Genomic DNA, 19077 nt, shown 5'->3' on the forward strand with positions numbered 1-19077 from the left:
AAAACCCTTGACCACCTGCATCAACGGATGTCACGGTGTACATATGTTCACTCAAACTTTCACTCGGACGATCGCCAAGCGGGTCCTGAGATCCGACCTGGTCGACCTGCTCACCGGTCCGCACGGCGTCGACCGGTACACCGAGCTCGTCACGCCGACCTGGACGTCGGGCGAAGCCCGCGCCAAGGTGGTCGATGTGCGGCGGTCCACGCCGCGCAGCGTCACCCTGACGCTGGCCCCGAATCCCGCCTTCACCGAGCGCCACACCGTCAAGGCCGGACAGTTCGTCAACGTCACGGTCGAGATCGACGGCCGCATGCACTCCCGGTGCTACTCGCCGGCCAACGTCGAGGGCAGCACCCAACTCGAGTTCACGGTCGGCGTCCACGACGGCGGTCTGGTCTCGACTTTCCTCTATGAGCAGGCCCGTCCCGGCCTGGTAGTCGGCTTGGACGGGGTCGGTGGTGACTTCGTATTGCCTGAGCAGCGACCGAACCGGATCCTGTTCGTCTCCGGCGGTAGCGGCATCACGCCCGTGCTGGCCATGCTGCGCACCCTGGTCGCCGAAGGCCACCCGAACCACCGGGGCACCGAACTCGCCTTCGTGCATTACGCCCGCACCGCCGAGGAAGCCTGCTACCGCGACGAGCTGGCCACGATGCCCGGTGTGCGGGTGTTGCACGGTTACACCCGATCCGGCGCCGGCGACCTGGACGGCCGGTTCGGCGCCGAGCACCTGGCGGCAGCGATGACAGCGCCCGACGCGGTGTTCGTCTGCGGGCCAACCGCTTTGGTCGATGCCGTGCGGGAGCACTGTGCAGCGGCCAACTGTGAAAACGTGTTCACCGAAAGCTTCGTGCCGCCGGTGATCGCGGCACCGGCCGCCCCGACGGGTGGTCGAGTGGTCTTTGCGGAGAGCAACGTCGACGTCGCCGACGACGGCCGCTCGATTCTGGAGCAGGCCGAAGCGGCCGGTCTGACACCGCAGAACGGCTGCCGGATGGGCATCTGCCACACCTGCACCCGCCGCAAGACCTCCGGGACCGTACGAAACCTGGTCACCGGCGCTGTTTCCACCGCGCCCGACGAGAAGGTGCAAATTTGCGTCACCGCCCCCGTCGGCGACGTCGAGATCTCCCTCTGACCGCCCTGCCACCACGGAATACAGAAGGAAAAGCCATGTCACAGAACAAGATCAGCCTCACCAAGGAACAGGCCGACGCCTTCGGCCGCGAGCTCGACACCATCAAGGAACGCGTGATGGCCGACCTCGGCGAAGAAGACGCCGAATACATTCGCAAGGTCATCAAGCTGCAGCGCAGCCTCGAAGTCGGCGGGCGGGCGCTGCTGTTCCTGCCGCCGTTCTGGCTGTTCGGCACCGGCATGCTGGGCATCGCCAAAATCATGGACAACATGGAGATCGGCCACAACATCATGCACGGTCAGTACGACTGGATGCGTGACCCGACGATCTCCGGCCGCGACTTCGAGTGGGACACCGCCTGCCCGGCCGACCAGTGGCGACACTCGCACAACTACATGCACCACACCCACACCAACATCGTGGGAATGGACCGCGACATCGGCTACGGCATCATCCGGATGAGCGAGGACCAGCCGTGGGAGCCCTACTTCCTGGGCAACCCTGCTTACGCGTTCCTGCTGATGGTGCTGTTCCAGTACGGCGTGGCGCTGCACGAGTTGGAGACCGAACGGATCCGCGCCGGTGAGATCAAGCTGCGCGACAAGCGCGAGACGCTCAAGGAGATCTGGAAGAAGACCCGCCGGCAGACGCTCAAGGACTACGTCGCCTTCCCCCTGCTGGCCGGCCCGTTCGCGCCGTTCGTCCTCTCCGGCAACCTGACCGCCAACCTGATGCGCAACGTGTGGTCGTACATGATCATCTTCTGCGGGCACTTTCCGGACGGCACGCAGGAATTCACCGTCGAGGAGACCCGGGACGAGAGCCGCGGCCAGTGGTACTTCCGGCAGGTGCTGGGTTCGGCGAACCTGACCGGCGGCAAGGTCTTCCACCTGCTGTCGGGCAACCTGTCCCACCAGATCGAGCACCACCTGTTCCCGGACATGCCGGCCCGCCGCTACGCCGAGATCGCCCCGGAGGTGCAGGAGATCTGCGAGCGCTACGGAATCCCGTACAACAAGGGTCCGCTGTTGCAGCAATTCGGCACGGTGGTCCGCAAGATCGTGCGACTGACCTTCCCTGACTCGTGGAAGTTCGGGTCCCGCACCAAGGCTCCGGCGCCCGCTGAGCCAGAGCTGGTGGCTGCCTGATTCTTCACCAGCCTGTACTGGTGGCGCCGAGACTGCGGCCAGGGTGTGTCATCCGATATCGGGTCACCCTGGTCGCAGTCTCGAACTGGCACCGACGTCTAGTCGGTCTCGGTAGGTGCGTCCGAGAGCTTTACCAGCTCGACCTCGGGCCGCGCCGGTACCCCGTCGGCCAGGAACCAGCGAAAGGCCAGATTGCCACGCGGGTAACCCAGCGTCGTCAACGAATTCGGGTGTCCGGTCACCTCATTGGACAACACGACGGTCACCGACCCGTCACTGTTGGGCACGGCGCTGCGGCCGTTGACCGAACAGCGGATGTCGGGGCCCTCCGAGGCGCCATAGGTTGCCATGAACTGGTTCCACACCACCAGGTTCCAGAACCGGCACGACGGGGGCCGGTGCGTGATCACGAGTGCCTCGTCGTCGTCGAGCACGAAACTGCCGTAGGCGTAGCACGCGTCGCGTGCCGACCAGCCGAAGTTGGCATCAGGCACCTGATAGGGATCGGCGAATTGGTTTGCCGCATAACCTACTTCGTGTCCCAGCGCATGCTCGTCCGCGGCCCGGGCGCCCACCGCTAGCGGTACGATCGCGAACATGGTGCGCAGCCAGGTGGTCGCTGCCCGTAACCGCGCCGCGGTCTCGGCGTCCCCGTGCCGGATCGGTTCCGGCGTGTCCAGCGCCTCGATCTCCCAGGTGACCGGGCGACCGGTGGACGGGTCGGCCTGGTAGTCCCTGGTCATCAGTACAGCAGCGCCGGGCGTCGGCGGGAACTCGAAACTGAAGTTGCCGTGGGCGTCCACGTCGAGGTCGGTGTCGCGCACGATCGAGACCACCCGGTCCGACCAGGCGCCCGGCGAGGGTTCGTTGTAGGCGGTCAGCGAAAAGTACACGCTGTCGCCCTTGTTGCCGCTGATCCGGTAGCGCCGCTGCGGGTCCACCGGACAGCAGAAGTAGTAGGCATCGGTGTTGTCGCCACCCCAGCGGCGATCGCGGCGAAACGGCGTGTTGACCGCGAAGAACTGCGGGCGCCCGGGTTCGGTGAACAAATAGGTGTCCAGCGCGACTCCGAGCGTGGTGGCCAGCATGCGGTAGCCGTCGGCGATGTGGCGGTCGTCGGTGACGGCCTTGTCGCCTTCGAGGAAGCCGCGGTCCAGCTCGCCGAGGGTGGCCAACAGGTCTTTCCAGGCCGCGGTCGACTCGTGTGTCATGCGCCGATTCCTTCCAGGAGCAGTGTGGTGGTGCGTTCGACCCAGGCATCGTCGAGTGCGGTGATCCGGGTGAGCAGGGCGATCAGGGTCAGACCGGCGATCGCCTCGGCAAGTTCGGTGGCGGATACGTCGGGACGGACCTCGCCGTGGGCGACGGCACTGTGCAGGCGCCCGGCCAGTCCGCCGGCGAAGATTCCGGCGAACCGGTCCAGCAGTGCCGAATGCAGCGTCGGGTCGGCGGCCATCTCCGCGACCAGTCCGGGCAGCGCTGCCCGGGCCGCCGGTGTGGTGAGTACCGCGGTGGTGCGCCGCACCATCTCGCGCAGATCGTCGGAAAACGTTCCGGTGTCTGGGATTTCGGTCGCAGCACCGATCGGGAACACCGCCTCGTGCACCAGATGGGCCTTGCTGGCCCAGCGCCGATAGATGGCCGGCTTGCTGGTGCCGGCCCGTTCGGCGATCGCCGAGACCAACAGGCCGGGATAACCGGTTTCGGCGAGCAGTTCAACGGTCGCGTTGAGCACCGCCGCGTCGATGCGCGGATCACGGGGACGACCCAGATCTAGAACCATTACGAAACTCAAAGTAACATAATTCGGCGTGACCCGCCTCGACGATCTAGAGCAGCCCCGGTTCAGCGCCGAGGCCCAGCCGATCCTGGACATGATGGCCGCGATGGCCGCGAACTGTCCGCTGGATTCCGACGCACTGCACGCCCAGGCCAGCGCCGACACCGGCCTGGTCGATTTCGGCCCCGACGACTACCGCGAACGCCTCGACGTCTACCTCGCCGCGGTGCGCGACATCGACGGCCTGCACGACGCCGGAGTCGTCAACTTCTACGGCCAACTGCTGCAAATGCTCAAGAACCGGCTGCTGCTCACCGACCTGACGAGCCGTCATCCTGAGATCGACGACATCGAACTGCACTCGCCGGTGGTGATCGCGGGCCTGCCCCGGACCGGCACCACCCACCTGCACAACCTGCTGGCAGCGCCACCCACCTTCCGCACCATGCCGTACTGGGAGAGCAACGAGCCGTTTCCGTTGCCTTCCGAAAGCGGTATCGAGGAGCGCCGGGCGCGGATGGACGTTGCGGTCAGCGTGATCGACCTGGTCATGCCGCATTTCGCGCTGATGCACGAGATGACCACCGACCACGTCCACGAGGAGATCCAGCTCCTGGCCAACGATTTCTCGACCATGCTGTTCGAGACGCTCGGTCACGTGCCGCGCTGGCGCGACTACTACCAGACCCACGACCAGACGCCGCACTACCGCTACCTCGCCCGCCAGCTCAAGGCGATGCAATTCCTGCGCGGCGGGCGGCGCTGGCTGCTCAAGTCCCCACAGCACCTCGAGCAGGTGCCGGTGCTGGACCGGGTTTTCCCGGACAGCATCGTGGTGTTCACCCACCGCGACCCGGTGCCGGTGGCGTTGTCGATGATTGCGATGATCACCTACTCGGCGCGGATGCACCGCTCCCCGGTGCCGGTGCACCAGATCGCCGAATACTGGATCGAACGCCTCGATCGCATGCTCAGCGCCCTGGTCCGCGACCGCGACATCTTCGGGCACGACCGGTCCATCGACGTCCGATTCGACGACTTCATGGCCGACGAAGTGGGCATCGCCAAACGGATCTACGCGCTGGCCGACGAACCGTTCACCGACGAGGTGCGCGCCGCCGTCGCCGGCTACCTGTCTGGTCACCAGCGGGGGCGCCTGGGCAGTGTCGAGACGTCATTCGAGATGTTCGGATTGGACGAAGCAGACCTGCGCGAACGCTTCGCGCCCTACGTGGAGCGGTTCCTGCAGTAGGTTCTGTCAGATGGTCACCATGCCCGAACTCGAAGGCGTTGAACACCGGTTCGTCGACCTGGGCGACGGGGTCACCATCCATGTGGCGGATGCCGGCCCGGCTGACGGTCCGGTGGTGATGCTGGTGCACGGATTTCCGCAGAACTGGTGGGAATGGCACGCGCTGATCGGGCCGTTGGCCGCCGACGGTTACCGCGTGCTCTGCCCCGATCTACGCGGGTCGGGCTGGAGTTCGGCGCCGCCGACCCGGTACCTCAAAAGCGAGCTGGCCGACGACCTGGCCGGCCTGCTAGACGCGCTGGCTGTCGAGCAGGTCACGCTGGTCGCGCACGACTGGGGCGGGCCGGCCGCGTTCATCATGATGCTGCGTCATCCGGAGAAGGTGACCGGCTTCTTCGGCTGCAATACGGCAGCGCCCTTCGTCAAGCGCGACCTCGCTGCGCTGGGTAAGCTCTGGCGGTTCTGGTATCAGATTCCGATCTCGCTGCCGGTGATCGGCCCGCGATTGATCAGCGACCCCAAGGCCCGCTACGCCCGCATGCTGGCGTCCTGGGTGGGCGGCGGTTTCAGGCTGCCCGAGGAGGACATGCGCCTCTACCTCGAGTGCATGACCGAGCCGGGTCACGCGGAGGCCGGGTCGCGCTGGTACCGCTCGTTTCAGCGCACCGAAATGCTGCGCTGGTCGCGCGGCGAATACAAAGACGCCCGGGTGGACGTTCCGGTCCGCTGGCTCACCGGCACCGAGGATCCGGTGATCACCCCCGACGGCACCAACGGATACGAAGACCACATCAGCGATTTCGCCGTGGAGCTGGTGCCTGGCGTCGGCCACTGGATCGTGGACCAGCGCCCGGATCTGGTGCTGGACCGGCTGCGCGCATTCCTCAGGGCTTGACCAGGATCCGGATCGGGTTGCCGTCCTGGCGTTCCAGCTTCGCAATGCCCAGGGCGATGTCCTCGAGCGCCACGATTTCGCTGATCGAACGTGAAAGATCAAGGCGCCCATAGGAAACCAGCTTCGCCAACGTTTCGATATCGACGTTCTGGTAGCCGAGGTGGCCGAGTACCTGCTTGCGGGTGAGCCCGAACATCGCGGTGGGGCCCACCGTCGGCGACTCGGCGCTCATCCCGACACCGACCAGCCGGCCGCCGGCGGTCAGCGCGTCCAGGCCCTGTTCGAAGGTCGCCTTGAGCCCGACGGCGTCGAATGCGACGTCCAACATGCGGCCGCTGGTGACCTCGGCGATCTTGTCCCGCAGGGCCTCGTCGCGGGTGTCGAACGCAAAGTCTGCGCCGATCTGCAACGCGCGTTCCAATACCGCGGGGTTGATGTCGAGCGCGATCACCGGCACCGCGCCCACCAACCGGGCGAGCTGGACGATGTGGGTGCCCACGCCGCCCACGCCCCACACTCCCACCGATTCGCCGACGGCCACCTTGCCGGTGCGCACGACCGCACCGAACGGTGTCGACACCGCGTCGGCCAGAATCGCCGCCTGCTCCAGCGGCACGTTGTCCGGAACCCGGGTCAGGCCGGCCGCCTGCGCCACCGTGTATTCGGCCCAGGCGCCGTCATAAGCGAAGGCCATCAACTGAATTCGCAGGCAGTTCACCACGTCTCCGCGCCGGCAGTTCGGGCATCGCAGGCACGGCCGGCCGGCGGCGACCACCACCCGGTCGCCCTCGGCCCAGCCGGTCACCCCCGGACCGAGTTCGGCGATGGTGCCCGACGCTTCGTGGCCCTGGGTGACCACCGGCGCTTGGGCCGGAAAGGTTCCGTTGATCAGGCTCAGGTCCGAGTGGCAGATGCCGCAGAAGGCCACCTTCACCAGCACTTCGCCGGGTCCGGGCTGGGGCACTGGAACATCTTCCAACGCAACGGTTTTGGTGTCGGCATAGAAGCGCTCGGCGCGCATGGTGGCGGGCATACTTACCGAACCTAGTGCCGGGGTCCGAGCAAAGCGACAGACGCGTCGATCGCCGGCGCCATGATGTCCCGGACCGGCCGGCCGTCCTCGACGGCCAGCGCGACCAACTCCCGCAGGCCACCGACCAGGATCACCGCCAGCGGCCAGGTCAACGGAGGCAGCTCCGCCCGCCGGAAACCGGGGCTGCTGCTGAGGCTGATCAACAAGTTCGTCAACAGCTCCAAGCCCTGCCGCTGCACGGGCCGGGCCTCGTCACCGAGGTACGGCAGTTCCCGGATCCAGCTGAGCGTCAATGCGGGACGGGCCTCGATGTGGCCGACGTAGCCTTCGACGGCCTGGCGAATCTGCTGATGCCAGTCGGCGTCCGGATCGACCGCGACGCGGATGTCCTCGGCCATCACCCCGAATTGCACCTGCAGCAATTCCAGGAAGCACTGCTCCTTGCTTGGGAATTGGTCGTAGAAGGTGCGCTTGGAGGTGCGCGCCGCACTGACGATGTGCGCGACGGTGGTGGCGCGGTAGCCACGCGCTGCGATGGAGTCGGCAAGTCCGTCCAACAGCCGGAGCCGGAACGGGTCGGGCCCGGCCAGTGCCGTGTCGCCGGCCGTAACCGTCACGTCCGACCCGCCCTTCGCGCTTGTCATGGTTGGTACCACAGAGTACCGTACCGGGATAGAGGCGTGGTACGCCGCAGTACCGCGTAGGGAGGGATGACTCGATGAGCGCCGACGCGATCAGCGACGTGATGGTGACGACCCCCGCACCGCGGCTGCCACCGGCAGTCCGGGCGCCCAAATTCGTGCAGGGGCTGGGTTTTGCCGTCCGCCGCCGGCAGTTCATGGACAGCATGGTCCGCCGGCACGGCAGCGTGTTCACCGTCCGCATCCCGGTATTCGGCCACGTGGTGGTGGTGTGTGAGCCGCAACTGGCCAAACAGATCTTCACCACCAGCCCCGAGGAACTGGGCAACATCCAGCCGAACCTGAGCCGGCTGTTCGGTTCCGGCTCGGTGTTCGCCCTCGACCGTGACGACCACCGCCGCCGGCGCCGCCTGCTGGCGCCGCCGTTCCACGGCAAGGCCATGAAGAAATACGAAACGATCATCGAAGAAGAGACCTTGCGCGAGACGGCGAACTGGCCGCAGGGTCGGCACTTCGCGACGTTGCCGTCGATGAACCACATCACCCTCAACGCCATCCTGCGCGCGATCTTCGGCGCCGACGGTGCCGAACTCGACGAGTTGCGCCGCATCATCCCGCCGTGGGTCACCCTCGGCTCGCGGATGGCGCTGATGCCACAGACCAAGCGCGACTACGGTCGCTACAGCCCGTGGGGCCGGCTGGCCAACTACCGGCGGCAGTACGACATCGTGATCGACACACTCATCGAGGGCGAGCGGACCGACCCGAACTTCGAGAACCGCACCGACGTGCTGGCGCTGATGCTGCGCAGCACCTACGACGACGGATCGGCGATGTCGCGCAAGGACATTGCCGACGAGCTGCTCACCTTGCTGGCCGCTGGCCATGAGACCACGGCGTCGACGCTGGCCTGGACGTTCGAGCGGGTGACCCGGCACCCCGAGGTGCTGGCCGCGCTGGTCAAGGAAGCCGACGCCGGTGGCAGCGAGTTGCGTCAGGCGACGATCCTGGAAGTCCAGCGGGTGGGCAACGTGATCGACTTCGCCGCGCGTCAGGTGCACGCGCCCATGTATCGACTGGGTCAGTGGGAGATACCCCGCGGCTACTCGATCCTGACCAGCATTTCGCAGATCCACACCAATCCCGAGGTGTTTCCTGACCCGGACCGCTTCGACCCGTACCGCTTTGTGGGGAACAAGCCGAACCCGGCGGCGTGGATACCGTTCGGCGGCGGCACCCGGCGCTGCGTCGGGGCGGCCTTCGCCAATATGGAGATGGACGTGGTGTTGCGAACGGTGTTGCGCGAGTTCAGCTTTGCGACCACCGATGCGCCGGGGGAACGCTCGCACAACCGCGGCGTCGCGTTCGTCCCGAAGGACGGCGGCCGCGTCGTGGTGCACCGGCGCCGATAGCTACTGATTTGCCTCAGCGCGGCGCGGCAGCTTCCAACCGGGCCGCACGAAGTGACAGGTGTAACCGTTGGGATAGCGCAGCAGGTAATCCTGGTGCTCGGGTTCGGCCTCCCAGAAATCGCCGACCGGGCTGACCTCGGTCACCACCTTGCCCGGCCACAGACCGGAGGCGTCGACGTCGGCGATGGTGTCCAGGGCGATCCGCTTCTGCTCCTCGTCGACGTAGTAGATCGCCGAGCGGTAACTCAGCCCGCGATCGTTACCCTGCCGGTTCTTCGTCGTCGGGTCGTGGATCTGGAAGAAGAACTCCAGCAGCGTGCGGTAGTCGGTGACCGACGGGTCGTAGACGATCTCGACCGCCTCGGCGTGCGTGCCGTGGTTGCGGTAGGTCGCGTTGGGGAGGTCGCCACCGCTGTAGCCGACCCGGGTGGAGATCACGCCGGGCTGCTTGCGGATCAGATCCTGCACTCCCCAGAAGCAGCCACCGGCAAGAACGGCTCGTCGGGTGCTCGTCATCTCAGTCCTCCCTCGCAAGAATCCCCAGGCTACACTCCGCCCGTGAGGTGTAACGGCTCGTGAGCAGCCCAGAATTCCCCCGCAGCGAACTCGTCGAGGCCTTCGCGACGTTCGAGCAGACGGTCGCTCGCGCCGCCGAAACCCACGACTGGGACGCCTGGGTGCAGCACTACACCCCCGACGTGCTGTACATCGAACACGCAGCGGGAACGATGCACGGCCGCGACGAAGTCCGCACCTGGATCCAGCGGACGATGACCACCTTCCCGGGCAGCCACATGGTGGAATTCCCGTCGCTGTGGTCGGTGATCGACGAGCCCACCGGTCGCGTCATCATGGAACTCGACAATCCGATGCGCGACCCCGGCGACGGCAGCGTGGTCACCGCGACGAACATCTCGATCATCACCTACGCCGGCGACGGGCTGTGGCGCCGGCAGGAAGACATCTACAACCCGCTGCGCTTTGTGCAGGCCGCGCTGAAGTGGTGCCGCAAGGCGCAGGAGTGCGGCACGCTGGACGACGAGGCCGCGCGCTTCCTGAAGCAGTACGGTGCGGCCAAATGAGCTCGGGGAGTGGCAAACCCAAGTTGGTGATCGGCGCCAACGGGTTCCTCGGGTCGCACGTCACCCGCCTGCTGGTGCAGGACGGGCACCAGGTGCGCGCGATGGTGCGCGACGGCGCCAACACCCGTTCGATCGACGACCTCGAGCTCACCCGCTTTCACGGGGATGTCTTCGACACCGCCACCGTGCGCGAGGCGATGGACGGCTGCGACGACGTGTACTACTGCGTCGTCGACACCCGCGCCTGGCTGCGCGACCCCGCGCCGCTGTTCCGCACCAACGTCGAGGGCCTGCGCAACGTCCTCGACGTGGCCAAGGACGCCGACCTGCGCCGGTTCGTGTTCACCTCCACCTACGCGACGGTGGACCGCCGGCACGGCCACGTCGCCACCGAGGCCGACCGGATCGGCAACCGCCGGGTGAGTCCCTATGTCCGGTCCCGCGTGCAGGCCGAGGACCTGGTGTTGCGCTACGTCGCCGAGCACGGGCTGCCCGCCGTCGCCATGTGCGTCTCGACCACCTACGGCACCGGAGACTGGGGCCGCACCCCGCACGGCGCCTTCATCGCCGGCGCGGTCTTCGGCAAACTGCCGTTCCTGATGAAGGACATCCAACTCGAGGTGGTCGGCGTCGACGATGCGGCACGCGCGATGATCCTGGCCGCCGAGCGCGGGCGCAACGGGGAGAAGTACCTGATCTCGGAGAAGATGATGCCGCTGACCGACGTGGTCCGCCTCGCGGCCGACGAAGCCGGGGTGCGGCCACCGCAACGGTCGATCCCGGTGCCCGTGCTGTACGCGCTGGGCGCGCTGGGCAGCGCGCGGGCCAAGCTCACCGGAAAGGACGCCGAGCTGAGCCTGGAGTCGGTGCGGATGATGCGCGCCGAGGCCCACGTCGACCACGGCAAGGCGGTACGGGAGTTGGGCTGGCAACCCCGCCCGGTCGAGGAATCGATACGGGAGGCGGCCCGGTTCTGGGCGGCGATGCGCACCACCGGCAAGGCGGGCAAGCCCGGCTGACGGGAATGCCGGTCGCTACTCGGCGTTGCACAGGCTATGAGCCATCCAGAAATCAAAGAACCCAGCGCCGGGCACCCCATCACGATCGAGCCGACCGAGGGCCGGGTCCGGGTTCGGGTCCACGGTGAACTCGTCGCCGACAGCACCGCGGCGCTGAGCCTGCAGGAGGCCAGTTTGCCGCTGGTGCAATACATTCCGCTGGCCGACGTGGCGCGGGACCGGCTGACCCGCTCCGACACCACCAGCTACTGCCCGTTCAAGGGCGAGGCGGGCTACTACAGCGTGACCACCACCGCCGGCGAGACCGTCGAGGATGCGATCTGGTTCTACGAACAGCCCTACCCCGCGGTCGCCGCAATCGCCGGGCACGTGGCTTTCTATCCGAGCAAAGCCGAGATCAGTATTGAGTGATGGCGTGTCAGGGGAACACCTTCGCCAATGACTGGGTGTCGGTGTACTCGCGCACCGACACGATGAGCCCGTCGCGGGTGTCGAAGATGCAGACGAAGGGACTCTCGTATTGAGTGCCGTCCGCGGTGGCGCCGTCGACCTGGCCTTCGACCACCACCGTCTCACCCTCGTTGACGCAGCGCAGCAGATCGATGTTGGTCTCGAACACTTTCCTGCGCCGCTCGAACGCTTTCCGCAGCTGCCGCTTGTCGTATTCCACCCGGGTGACGATGCTCCAGTAGGTGAAGTCATCGCTGAGCAGCGCGAAGCCCTCGTCGACGTCGCCGCCTTCGCACATGCTCTGCAGGAACATCCAGGCGAGCTCGGCCTGGGGGTCGTCGAAGGGCGTCGTCACCCCGTCATCCTGTCCCGGCGGGGAGTTCGCGGTCAATTGACCGCAGATTCATGGCCATGAGTGTTACGCGAACCGTCACCTTCCCCGGGGCCGCCCGCTTCGGGCATACGTTGGCACCGCTGCGGCGCGGCCGCGGCGATCCGTGCTGTCGTGTACCCGGGGACGGCGCTGTGTGGCGCACCAGTTTGCTGCCGAGCGGGCCCGTCACCGCCCGCATCAGCAGGGTGGCCCACGACAGTGCGCGTTGCGAAGCGTGGGGCGACGGAGCGGCGGAGTTCGCCGAGCGATTTGCGGCGCTGCTGGGCGCCGACGACGACGCCACCGACTTCGTGCCGCGGCATCCGACCGTGGCCGCCGCGCTGCGCAACGTCCCGGACCTGCGGCTGGGCCGCACCGGACAGGTGCTGGAAGCCTTGATCCCGGCCGTGATCGAACAGCGGGTTCCGGGCGCCGACGCCTTCCGGTCCTGGCGCGTGCTGGTGACCAAGTTCGGCACCCCGGCGCCCGGCCCGGCGCCGGACGGCATGCGGGTGCCGCCGTCGGCGGACGCGTGGCGACACATCCCATCCTGGGAGTTTCACCTGGCCAACGTCGATCCCGGGCGGGCGCAGACGGTGGTGGGTTGTGCTCGACGGGCGTCTTCGTTGGAACGTCTGGTCGCGCTGCCGTCGGACCAGGCGCGGGCCGCGCTGATGACGCTGCCCGGCGTCGGGATATGGACCGCCGCCGAGACCGCGCAGCGTGCCTTCGGTGATGCCGATGCGTTGTCGGTGGGCGACTACCACGTGTCGAAGATGATCGGCTGGACGTTGCTGGGCCACCCGATCGACGACGCCGAGATGGTCGAGCTGCTCGAGCCGATGCGCCCACACCGGCATCGGGTGGTCCAGTTGCTGTACGCCAGTGGATTGGCGTACGAACCGCGCCGCGGCCCGCGCCTGCCGGTGCAGCAAATCCGTTTGCTGTAACGGCATTCGGGTTAGGGAATCGTCCATCGGGTACCCGGCTGCAAGGACACCAAAGGACCACAAAGCGACTTTTCGAGGGGACATCGATGACGCAGTTCACCATTCCAGGCCTCACCGACAAGCAGGGTGCGCGGCTCGCCGAGTTGCTGCAGCGCCAGCTGAGCACTTACAACGACCTGCACCTGACGCTGAAGCACATTCACTGGAATGTGGTGGGTCCCAATTTCATCGGCGTGCACGAGATGATCGATCCGCAGGTTGATGCGGTGCGGGGGTTTGCAGACGACGTAGCCGAGCGCATTGCAGCCCTGGGCGCGTCCCCCAAGGGCACCCCGACCGCGATCATCGAGGATCGGGATTGGGACGACTACTCGGTGGGCCGCGACACCGTCCAGGCGCATCTGGCCGCCCTGGACCTCGTCTACAACGGCGTGATCGAGGACATCCGTAAAGCCATCGACGAAACCGATGACCTGGACCCCGTCACCCAGGATCTGCTGATCGGGCAGGCCGGTCAGCTGGAGAAGTTCCAGTGGTTCGTGCGGGCCCACCTGGAGAGTTCGGGTGGCGAATTGGCGCACGGTGGGGCGACCAGCGAAAAGGGCGCCGCCAACGCGGCGCGCAAGAAGAGCAAGTAGCGCTGCCGCCTCGCAGCCGGGGTTGCACCTCCTCCGGCGTGCGGGAACAAGCGTCCGGCTGGACGGAATAAACGGACTGCGGTCCGGTTATATCGGGTATCTGCTATCGAGGAGGTACCCATGCCAGCTATCACCGCCGACACCCTCACCTTGACCAGGGTGGCGCCGGCCGGCCCCGCGGATACCGAGCGCCCGGTCCGATCCGTCACCACCGGTCCGAAAGGCTATGAGGGCCTCGGCTTCCCGGTGGTCCGCGCCTTCGCCGGGGTCAGCGCCGCCGCCCTGGATCCGTTCGTGCACATGGACCAACTGGGCGAGGTGGATTACCAGCCCGGTGAGCCGCGAGGCACCGACTGGCACCCGCACCGCGGCTTCGAGACCGTCACCTACATGATCGACGGCACGTTCGCCCATCAGGATTCGCACGGCGGCGGTGGCCTGATCACCGACGGGGCGACCCAGTGGATGACGGCCGGGTCGGGCGTCCTGCACATCGAGACCCCGCCGGCCGAGATGGTCGGCAGCGGAGGACTCTTCCACGGCATCCAGCTGTGGGTGAACCTGCCGAAGCGGGACAAGTTCGCCCCGCCGCGCTACCAGGCCATCGAGGGCGGCGACACCAGGCTGCTGGCGTCCGACGACGGTGGCGCGCTGATTCGGGTCATCGCCGGCGAAGTCGACGGTCATCTCGGGCCCGGGATCACCCACACGCCGATCACCATGGCCCACGCGACGGTTGAAAGCGGAGCGCGGTTGAACATCCCGTGGCGCCGCGACTTCAACGCGCTGGTCTATGTGCTGTCCGGCGAAGGGTCGGTCGGTCCGGTCGGCCACCCGGTCAAGCAGGGCCAACTCGCCGTACTCGGGGTGGGGGATCGCATCACCGTCGCAGCCCGGGCCGGCCGGGAGACCCCGCTCGACGTGCTGCTGCTGGGCGGGCAGCCGATCCGGGAACCGGTCTTCCACTACGGCCCGTTCGTGATGAACTCCAAGTCGGAGGTGATCCAGGCGTTGGAGGACTACCAGGCCGGCAAGTTCGGCAGTATCCCGCCGAACGCCCTGATGCCGCACCGTAGCGGTGGCACACTCTAGGGATGCCGCACCTGGCAAGTCGCGGGCCCGGGCGCCCTCCCGCCGCGAAAGCTGACGAGACGCGCAAGCGCATCGTGCGCGCGGCCCGCCAGGTGTTCAGCGAACGCGGCTACGACGGGGCGACGTTCCAGGCCATCGCGATGCGCGCCGATCTGACCCGGCCGGCGATCAACCACTACTTCGCCAGCAAGCGCGTGCTGTACACCGAGGTATCCGACCGCACCAACGAACTCGTCGTCACCGCCGGCATCGACCGGGCGCGGGGGGAACGGACGCTGATGGGGCGGTTGGCCGCGTTCATCACCGTCGCGATGGAAGCGGACGCGGAGAACCCGGGAACCGCGGCGTTTCTGGCCACTGCGGTACTGGAGTCCCAGCGGCATCCGGAACTGCGGCGGGTCGAAAACGACGCGGTGCGCGTCACCCGGGACTTCCTGCGGCGGTCGGTCACCGAAGCCCTGGAATGTGGAGAACTCGCCTCTGGCATCGACGGCGACCGGTTGGCCGAGGCGTTGCTGCTGATGTTGTGCGGGGTCGGGTTCTATGCGGGCTTCGTGGGCTCCTTCCAGGAGGTGGAGAACATCCTGGGTACGTTGCGGCAGTTGATCGGGGGCAGCTTGTGGAGTCCCGGGTCGCAGCGGTCCTGACGGCGCTGATTCGCCCGCCGTGAACTGCCACACAGAGCGTATAGTTTGCCTAACTTACGAGGTAAGATGTCGGTTCATGACCGACCTGCACTCACCCCTGCTCCGCACCGCCGGCGACAGCTGGAATATCACCGAAAGCGTCGGTGCCACTGCCCTGGCGGTCGCCGCTTCGCGCGCCGTGGAAACGGCCGGCTCGAATCCGCTGATCCGCGACGAGTTCGCACAGCTACTGGTCTCCGCTGCCGGCCCCGCCTGGGCGCAATTGGCCGACCCCAGCATCGCCTGGCTGGACGGCGACGAGCACGGGCAGCGGCTGCACCGGGTCGGCTGCGACTACCAGGCCGTGCGTACCCGCTACTTCGACGCCTACTGCGCAGCGGCAGCCGAGGCCGGCATCCGCCAGGTCGTCATCCTCGCCGCCGGACTGGACTCGCGCGCGTACCGGCTGCAGTGGCCGTCGGGAACGCAGGTGTACGAGATCGACCAGCCCAAGGTGCTGGAATACAAGGCCGAGATTCTGAGTGCGCACGGCGTGGCCGCCACCGCGTCCCGGCACGCGGTCGCGGTCGATCTGCGTGACGACTGGCCGGCCGCGCTCACCGGGGCCGGATTCGACCCGACCCGTCCGACCGCGTGGCTGGCCGAGGGACTGCTGGCCTACCTGCCCAGCGATGCCCAGGACCGCCTGTTCCAGATGTGCACGGCGCAGAGCGCGCCGGGCAGCCGGATCGCCGTCGAGGCGTTCAACATGGTCGTCGACGGCAACCGGCGGCGCTGGGACCGGATGCGCGACCGGCTCGGTCTGGACGTCAACATCGGCGACCTCACCTACCACGAGCCGGACCGTTCGGATCCGGCGCAGTGGCTGGCCGACCACGGCTGGCAGGTGCACAGCGTGGGTAACCACCAGGAGATAGCCCGGCTGGGCCGTCCGGTACCCGAAGACCTGGTCCCCGACGCCATCACGTCGACCCTGATGTGGGGCCACCTGACAGGAGCACAACGATGAGCGGACTGCGCACCCACGACGACACCTGGGACATCAGGACCAGCGTCGGCACCACCGCTGTGATGGTGGCCGCCGCGCGGGCCGTTGAAACCGAGCAACCCGACGCGCTGATCCGTGACCCGTTCGCCAAACTGCTGGTGACCAACGCCAACGCCGGGGTGCTGTGGGAGGCCATGCTCGACCCGGCCGTCGCGGCCAAGGTCGAAGCGATGGACCCCGAGGCCGCCGCGATGGTCCGCCACATGCGCGGCTACCAGGCGGTGCGCACGCACTTCTTCGACACGTTCTTCCGCGACGCCGTGGCCGCCGGGATCCGCCAGATCGTCATCCTGGCCTCGGGCCTGGACTCGCGGGCCTACCGCCTGGACTGGCCGGCCGGCACCACCGTCTTCGAGATCGACCAGCCCCAGGTGCTGCAGTTCAAGTCCGAAACCCTCGCGGACAACGGCGTGACGCCGTCGGCCGATCGCCGCGCGGTGGCCATCGACCTGCGTCAGGACTGGCCGGCGGCCCTGCGCGAGGCCGGCTTCGACGCCTCGGCTCCCACGGCGTGGCTGGCCGAAGGGCTGCTGATGTACCTGCCCGCCGAGGCGCAGGACAAGCTGTTCACCCAGGTCGGCGAGCTGAGCCCGGCCGGAAGCCGGATCGCGGCCGAGACCGCGCCCGCCCATGCCGACGAGCGGCGCCAGCAGATGCGCGAGCGGTTCAAGAAGGTCGCCGACGAGATCGGCCTGGAAGAAACCATCGATGTCGGCGAATTGATGTACCGCGACGAGCATCGCGCGCCGGTGGCCGACTGGCTGAACGCCAACGGCTGGCAGGCGGTGGGCGTGAGCTCCGCCGACGAGATGGAGCGGCTGGGCCGCTGGGTGGCCGAGGTGCCGATGGCCGACGACAAGAGCGCCTTTTCCGACTTCGTCACCGCGCAGCGCCGGTAGCGCCTGCGCGTTCGTCGTTTTCTTTCCTACCGCCGTCCTACTGCGGCTACCGCCGGGTGACTAGGATCGCGGTTATCACCCACGAGCGACCGCGCGCCGACGGCGTGCGGGCCCTGGGGAAGGAAGGACAACGATGACCACCGAATCCCCACCCGCCCCCTCGCAGGCGCACGTCACCCCGGACACCGACGCGGTGGCGGGTACGGTCGCCCGGCTGCGCAGCACGTTCGCCTCGGGACGCACCCGCAGTTACGAGTGGCGTAAGCAGCAGCTGCTGGCCCTGGCGAACCTGGTCGAGGAGAACGAACCCGCCATCGCCGCCGCTCTGGCCGAGGACCTGGACCGCAACCAGGTCGAGGCGTTCATCGCCGACATCGCCACCACCGCCGGCGAGGCCAAGTATGCGGCCAAGAAGCTGAAGAAATGGATGCGCCGCAAGTACCTGCTGCTGGAGGCGCCGCAGCTGCCCGGCCGCGGCTGGGTGGAGTACGAGCCGTACGGCACGGTGCTGATCATCGGCGCCTGGAACTACCCGTTCTACCTGACGCTGGGTCCCGCCGTCGGCGCCCTGGCCGCCGGCAACGCCGTCATCCTCAAACCGTCGGAGATTGCTCCGGCGTCGTCGCGGCTGATGGCCGAGCTGGTACCGAAGTACCTGGACACCGAGGCGGTCGCGGTCATCGAGGGCGATGGCGCCACCACCCAGGAGCTGATCAAGCAGGGCCTGGACCGCGTCCTGTTCACCGGCGGCACCGAGATCGGCCGCAAGGTCTACGAAGGTGCGGCCAAGCACCTGACCCCGGTCACGCTGGAACTCGGCGGCAAGAGCCCGGTGATCGTGGCGGCCGACGCTGACGTCGACGTCGCCGCCAAGCGGATCGCCTGGATCAAGATCATGAACGCCGGGCAGACCTGCGTGGCACCCGACTACGTGCTGGCCGATGCCACCATCCGCGACGAACTCGTCGAGAAGATCGGGGCCTCGCTCGCCAAGTTCCGGAGCGGGGACAACCCTAGTGGTCTGCGCATCGTCAACCAGCGCCAGTTCGACCGGTTGAGCGGCTACCTCGAGGAGGCGCAGTCCGACGGGAAGTCGACCGTCGCCGTCGGCGGCAAGTGCGACCCATCGACGTTGCGTATCCAGCCGACCGTGGTCGTCGATCCCGACCCGGACGGTCCGTTGATGCAGAACGAGATCTTCGGGCCGATCCTGCCGGTGGTCACCGTCAAGTCCCTGGACGAGGCGATCCGCTACGTCAACGCCCGGCCCAAGCCGCTGTCGGCCTACCTGTTCACCAAGGCCAAGGAAACCCGCGAACGGGTGATCAAAGAGGTCACCGCGGGCGGCATGCTGATCAACCACCTCGCCTTCCAGGTATCCACCGCCAAGTTGCCGTTCGGCGGCGTCGGCGCCTCCGGGATGGGTGCCTACCACGGCAAATGGGGCTTCGACGAGTTCAGCCACCGCAAAGCGGTGCTGACCAAGCCGACCCGTCCCGACTTCTCCAAGATGATCTATCCGCCGTACACCGACCGGGCCTTCAAGCTGGCTCGCAAGCTGTTCTAGCCTGAGG

General features: G+C 67.4%; 21 protein-coding genes. 15 read left to right on the top strand and 6 right to left on the bottom strand.

Annotated elements, in window-relative coordinates:
• Window positions 1-43 precede the first annotated feature (43 nt).
• Both ACZYZ9_RS19410 and ACZYZ9_RS19415 read left to right on the top strand, forming a co-directional pair.
• Window positions 44-1144: a ferredoxin reductase gene (locus ACZYZ9_RS19410; protein ID WP_463827897.1), complete on the top strand. Its 1101-nt coding sequence runs from the start codon at window positions 44-46 to the stop codon at window positions 1142-1144.
• A 35-nt stretch (window positions 1145-1179) separates the two neighbouring features.
• A complete protein-coding gene (locus ACZYZ9_RS19415) occupies window positions 1180-2292 on the top strand; it encodes a fatty acid desaturase family protein (RefSeq protein WP_463827898.1) in 1113 nt (370 codons plus the stop codon).
• A gap of 98 nt (window positions 2293-2390) precedes the next feature.
• Here ACZYZ9_RS19415 and ACZYZ9_RS19420 read toward each other — a convergent pair whose 3' ends face one another.
• Window positions 2391-3503, bottom strand: a complete 1113-nt coding sequence (locus ACZYZ9_RS19420) for a DUF1214 domain-containing protein (RefSeq protein ID WP_463827899.1) — start codon at window positions 3501-3503, stop codon at window positions 2391-2393.
• Window positions 3500-4075, bottom strand: coding sequence for a TetR/AcrR family transcriptional regulator (locus tag ACZYZ9_RS19425; RefSeq protein WP_463828021.1), 576 nt, complete (start codon window positions 4073-4075; stop codon window positions 3500-3502). The genes ACZYZ9_RS19420 and ACZYZ9_RS19425 overlap by 4 nt, the downstream gene beginning before the upstream one ends.
• 91 nt (window positions 4076-4166) lie before the next feature.
• Here ACZYZ9_RS19425 and ACZYZ9_RS19430 point away from each other — a divergent pair, with 91 nt between their 5' ends.
• Together ACZYZ9_RS19430 and ACZYZ9_RS19435 are read left to right on the top strand one after the other, a co-directional pair.
• Window positions 4167-5324, top strand: coding sequence for a sulfotransferase family protein (locus ACZYZ9_RS19430; protein WP_463828022.1), 1158 nt, complete (start codon window positions 4167-4169; stop codon window positions 5322-5324).
• 10 nt (window positions 5325-5334) lie between these two features.
• The gene (locus tag ACZYZ9_RS19435; protein ID WP_463827900.1) at window positions 5335-6219 is read left to right on the top strand and encodes an alpha/beta fold hydrolase; all 885 of its coding nucleotides are present in this window, start codon (window positions 5335-5337) and stop codon (window positions 6217-6219) included.
• Here the strand turns inward: ACZYZ9_RS19435 and ACZYZ9_RS19440 are convergent.
• Window positions 6209-7252: a zinc-binding dehydrogenase gene (locus tag ACZYZ9_RS19440; RefSeq protein ID WP_463827901.1), complete on the bottom strand. Its 1044-nt coding sequence runs from the start codon at window positions 7250-7252 to the stop codon at window positions 6209-6211. The genes ACZYZ9_RS19435 and ACZYZ9_RS19440 overlap by 11 nt on opposite strands.
• A gap of 11 nt (window positions 7253-7263) precedes the next feature.
• The gene (locus ACZYZ9_RS19445) at window positions 7264-7869 is read right to left on the bottom strand and encodes a TetR/AcrR family transcriptional regulator (protein WP_463828023.1); all 606 of its coding nucleotides are present in this window, start codon (window positions 7867-7869) and stop codon (window positions 7264-7266) included.
• A 128-nt stretch (window positions 7870-7997) separates the two neighbouring features.
• On the opposite strand from ACZYZ9_RS19445, the gene ACZYZ9_RS19450 reads away from it, so the two are divergent.
• Window positions 7998-9305 (top strand): cytochrome P450, encoded by a 1308-nt coding sequence (locus tag ACZYZ9_RS19450; RefSeq protein WP_463828024.1) that lies wholly within the window; start codon window positions 7998-8000, stop codon window positions 9303-9305.
• Here ACZYZ9_RS19450 and msrA read toward each other — a convergent pair whose 3' ends face one another.
• Entirely contained in the window at window positions 9306-9821 is a 516-nt protein-coding gene (gene msrA / locus ACZYZ9_RS19455) for a peptide-methionine (S)-S-oxide reductase MsrA (protein WP_463827902.1), read from the bottom strand.
• A 59-nt stretch (window positions 9822-9880) separates the two neighbouring features.
• Here msrA and ACZYZ9_RS19460 point away from each other — a divergent pair, with 59 nt between their 5' ends.
• Genes ACZYZ9_RS19460 through ACZYZ9_RS19470 form a run of 3 tightly spaced genes read left to right on the top strand, consistent with a single transcriptional unit; the run spans window position 9881 to window position 11817 of the window.
• On the top strand, window positions 9881-10387 hold the full coding sequence (locus tag ACZYZ9_RS19460) for a nuclear transport factor 2 family protein (protein WP_463827903.1): 507 nt from the start codon (window positions 9881-9883) through the stop codon (window positions 10385-10387).
• Complete coding sequence (locus ACZYZ9_RS19465) at window positions 10384-11406, top strand: NAD-dependent epimerase/dehydratase family protein (RefSeq protein WP_463827904.1); 1023 nt, start codon at window positions 10384-10386, stop codon at window positions 11404-11406. The genes ACZYZ9_RS19460 and ACZYZ9_RS19465 overlap by 4 nt, the downstream gene beginning before the upstream one ends.
• Window positions 11407-11442: 36 nt before the next feature.
• Window positions 11443-11817 carry a DUF427 domain-containing protein gene (locus tag ACZYZ9_RS19470; RefSeq protein WP_463827905.1) on the top strand — a complete coding sequence of 125 codons (375 nt, stop codon included), beginning with the start codon at window positions 11443-11445 and terminating at the stop codon, window positions 11815-11817.
• Window positions 11818-11824: 7 nt separating this feature from the next.
• Here the strand turns inward: ACZYZ9_RS19470 and ACZYZ9_RS19475 are convergent, their stop codons facing one another.
• On the bottom strand, window positions 11825-12169 hold the full coding sequence (locus ACZYZ9_RS19475; protein ID WP_463828025.1) for a nuclear transport factor 2 family protein: 345 nt from the start codon (window positions 12167-12169) through the stop codon (window positions 11825-11827).
• A gap of 98 nt (window positions 12170-12267) precedes the next feature.
• Here ACZYZ9_RS19475 and ACZYZ9_RS19480 point away from each other — a divergent pair, with 98 nt between their 5' ends.
• The 7 genes from ACZYZ9_RS19480 (at window position 12268) to ACZYZ9_RS19510 (ending at window position 19070) form a co-directional block, all read left to right on the top strand.
• Window positions 12268-13179 (top strand): DNA-3-methyladenine glycosylase family protein, encoded by a 912-nt coding sequence (locus tag ACZYZ9_RS19480; protein ID WP_463827906.1) that lies wholly within the window; start codon window positions 12268-12270, stop codon window positions 13177-13179.
• An 86-nt stretch (window positions 13180-13265) separates the two neighbouring features.
• A complete protein-coding gene (gene dps, locus ACZYZ9_RS19485; protein WP_463827907.1) occupies window positions 13266-13817 on the top strand; it encodes a DNA starvation/stationary phase protection protein Dps in 552 nt (183 codons plus the stop codon).
• A gap of 120 nt (window positions 13818-13937) precedes the next feature.
• Complete coding sequence (locus tag ACZYZ9_RS19490; RefSeq protein ID WP_463827908.1) at window positions 13938-14909, top strand: pirin family protein; 972 nt, start codon at window positions 13938-13940, stop codon at window positions 14907-14909.
• Window positions 14910-14911: 2 nt separating this feature from the next.
• The gene (locus tag ACZYZ9_RS19495) at window positions 14912-15556 is read left to right on the top strand and encodes a TetR/AcrR family transcriptional regulator (protein WP_463827909.1); all 645 of its coding nucleotides are present in this window, start codon (window positions 14912-14914) and stop codon (window positions 15554-15556) included.
• 76 nt (window positions 15557-15632) lie between these two features.
• Window positions 15633-16565: a class I SAM-dependent methyltransferase gene (locus tag ACZYZ9_RS19500; protein WP_463827910.1), complete on the top strand. Its 933-nt coding sequence runs from the start codon at window positions 15633-15635 to the stop codon at window positions 16563-16565.
• On the top strand, window positions 16562-17503 hold the full coding sequence (locus tag ACZYZ9_RS19505; RefSeq protein WP_463827911.1) for a class I SAM-dependent methyltransferase: 942 nt from the start codon (window positions 16562-16564) through the stop codon (window positions 17501-17503). The genes ACZYZ9_RS19500 and ACZYZ9_RS19505 overlap by 4 nt, the downstream gene beginning before the upstream one ends.
• A 133-nt stretch (window positions 17504-17636) precedes the next feature.
• Window positions 17637-19070 (top strand): aldehyde dehydrogenase family protein, encoded by a 1434-nt coding sequence (locus ACZYZ9_RS19510; protein ID WP_463827912.1) that lies wholly within the window; start codon window positions 17637-17639, stop codon window positions 19068-19070.
• The last annotated feature ends 7 nt before the right edge of the window (window positions 19071-19077 follow it).

It is taken from the genome of Mycobacterium sp. IDUB_28 (assembly GCF_055419285.1).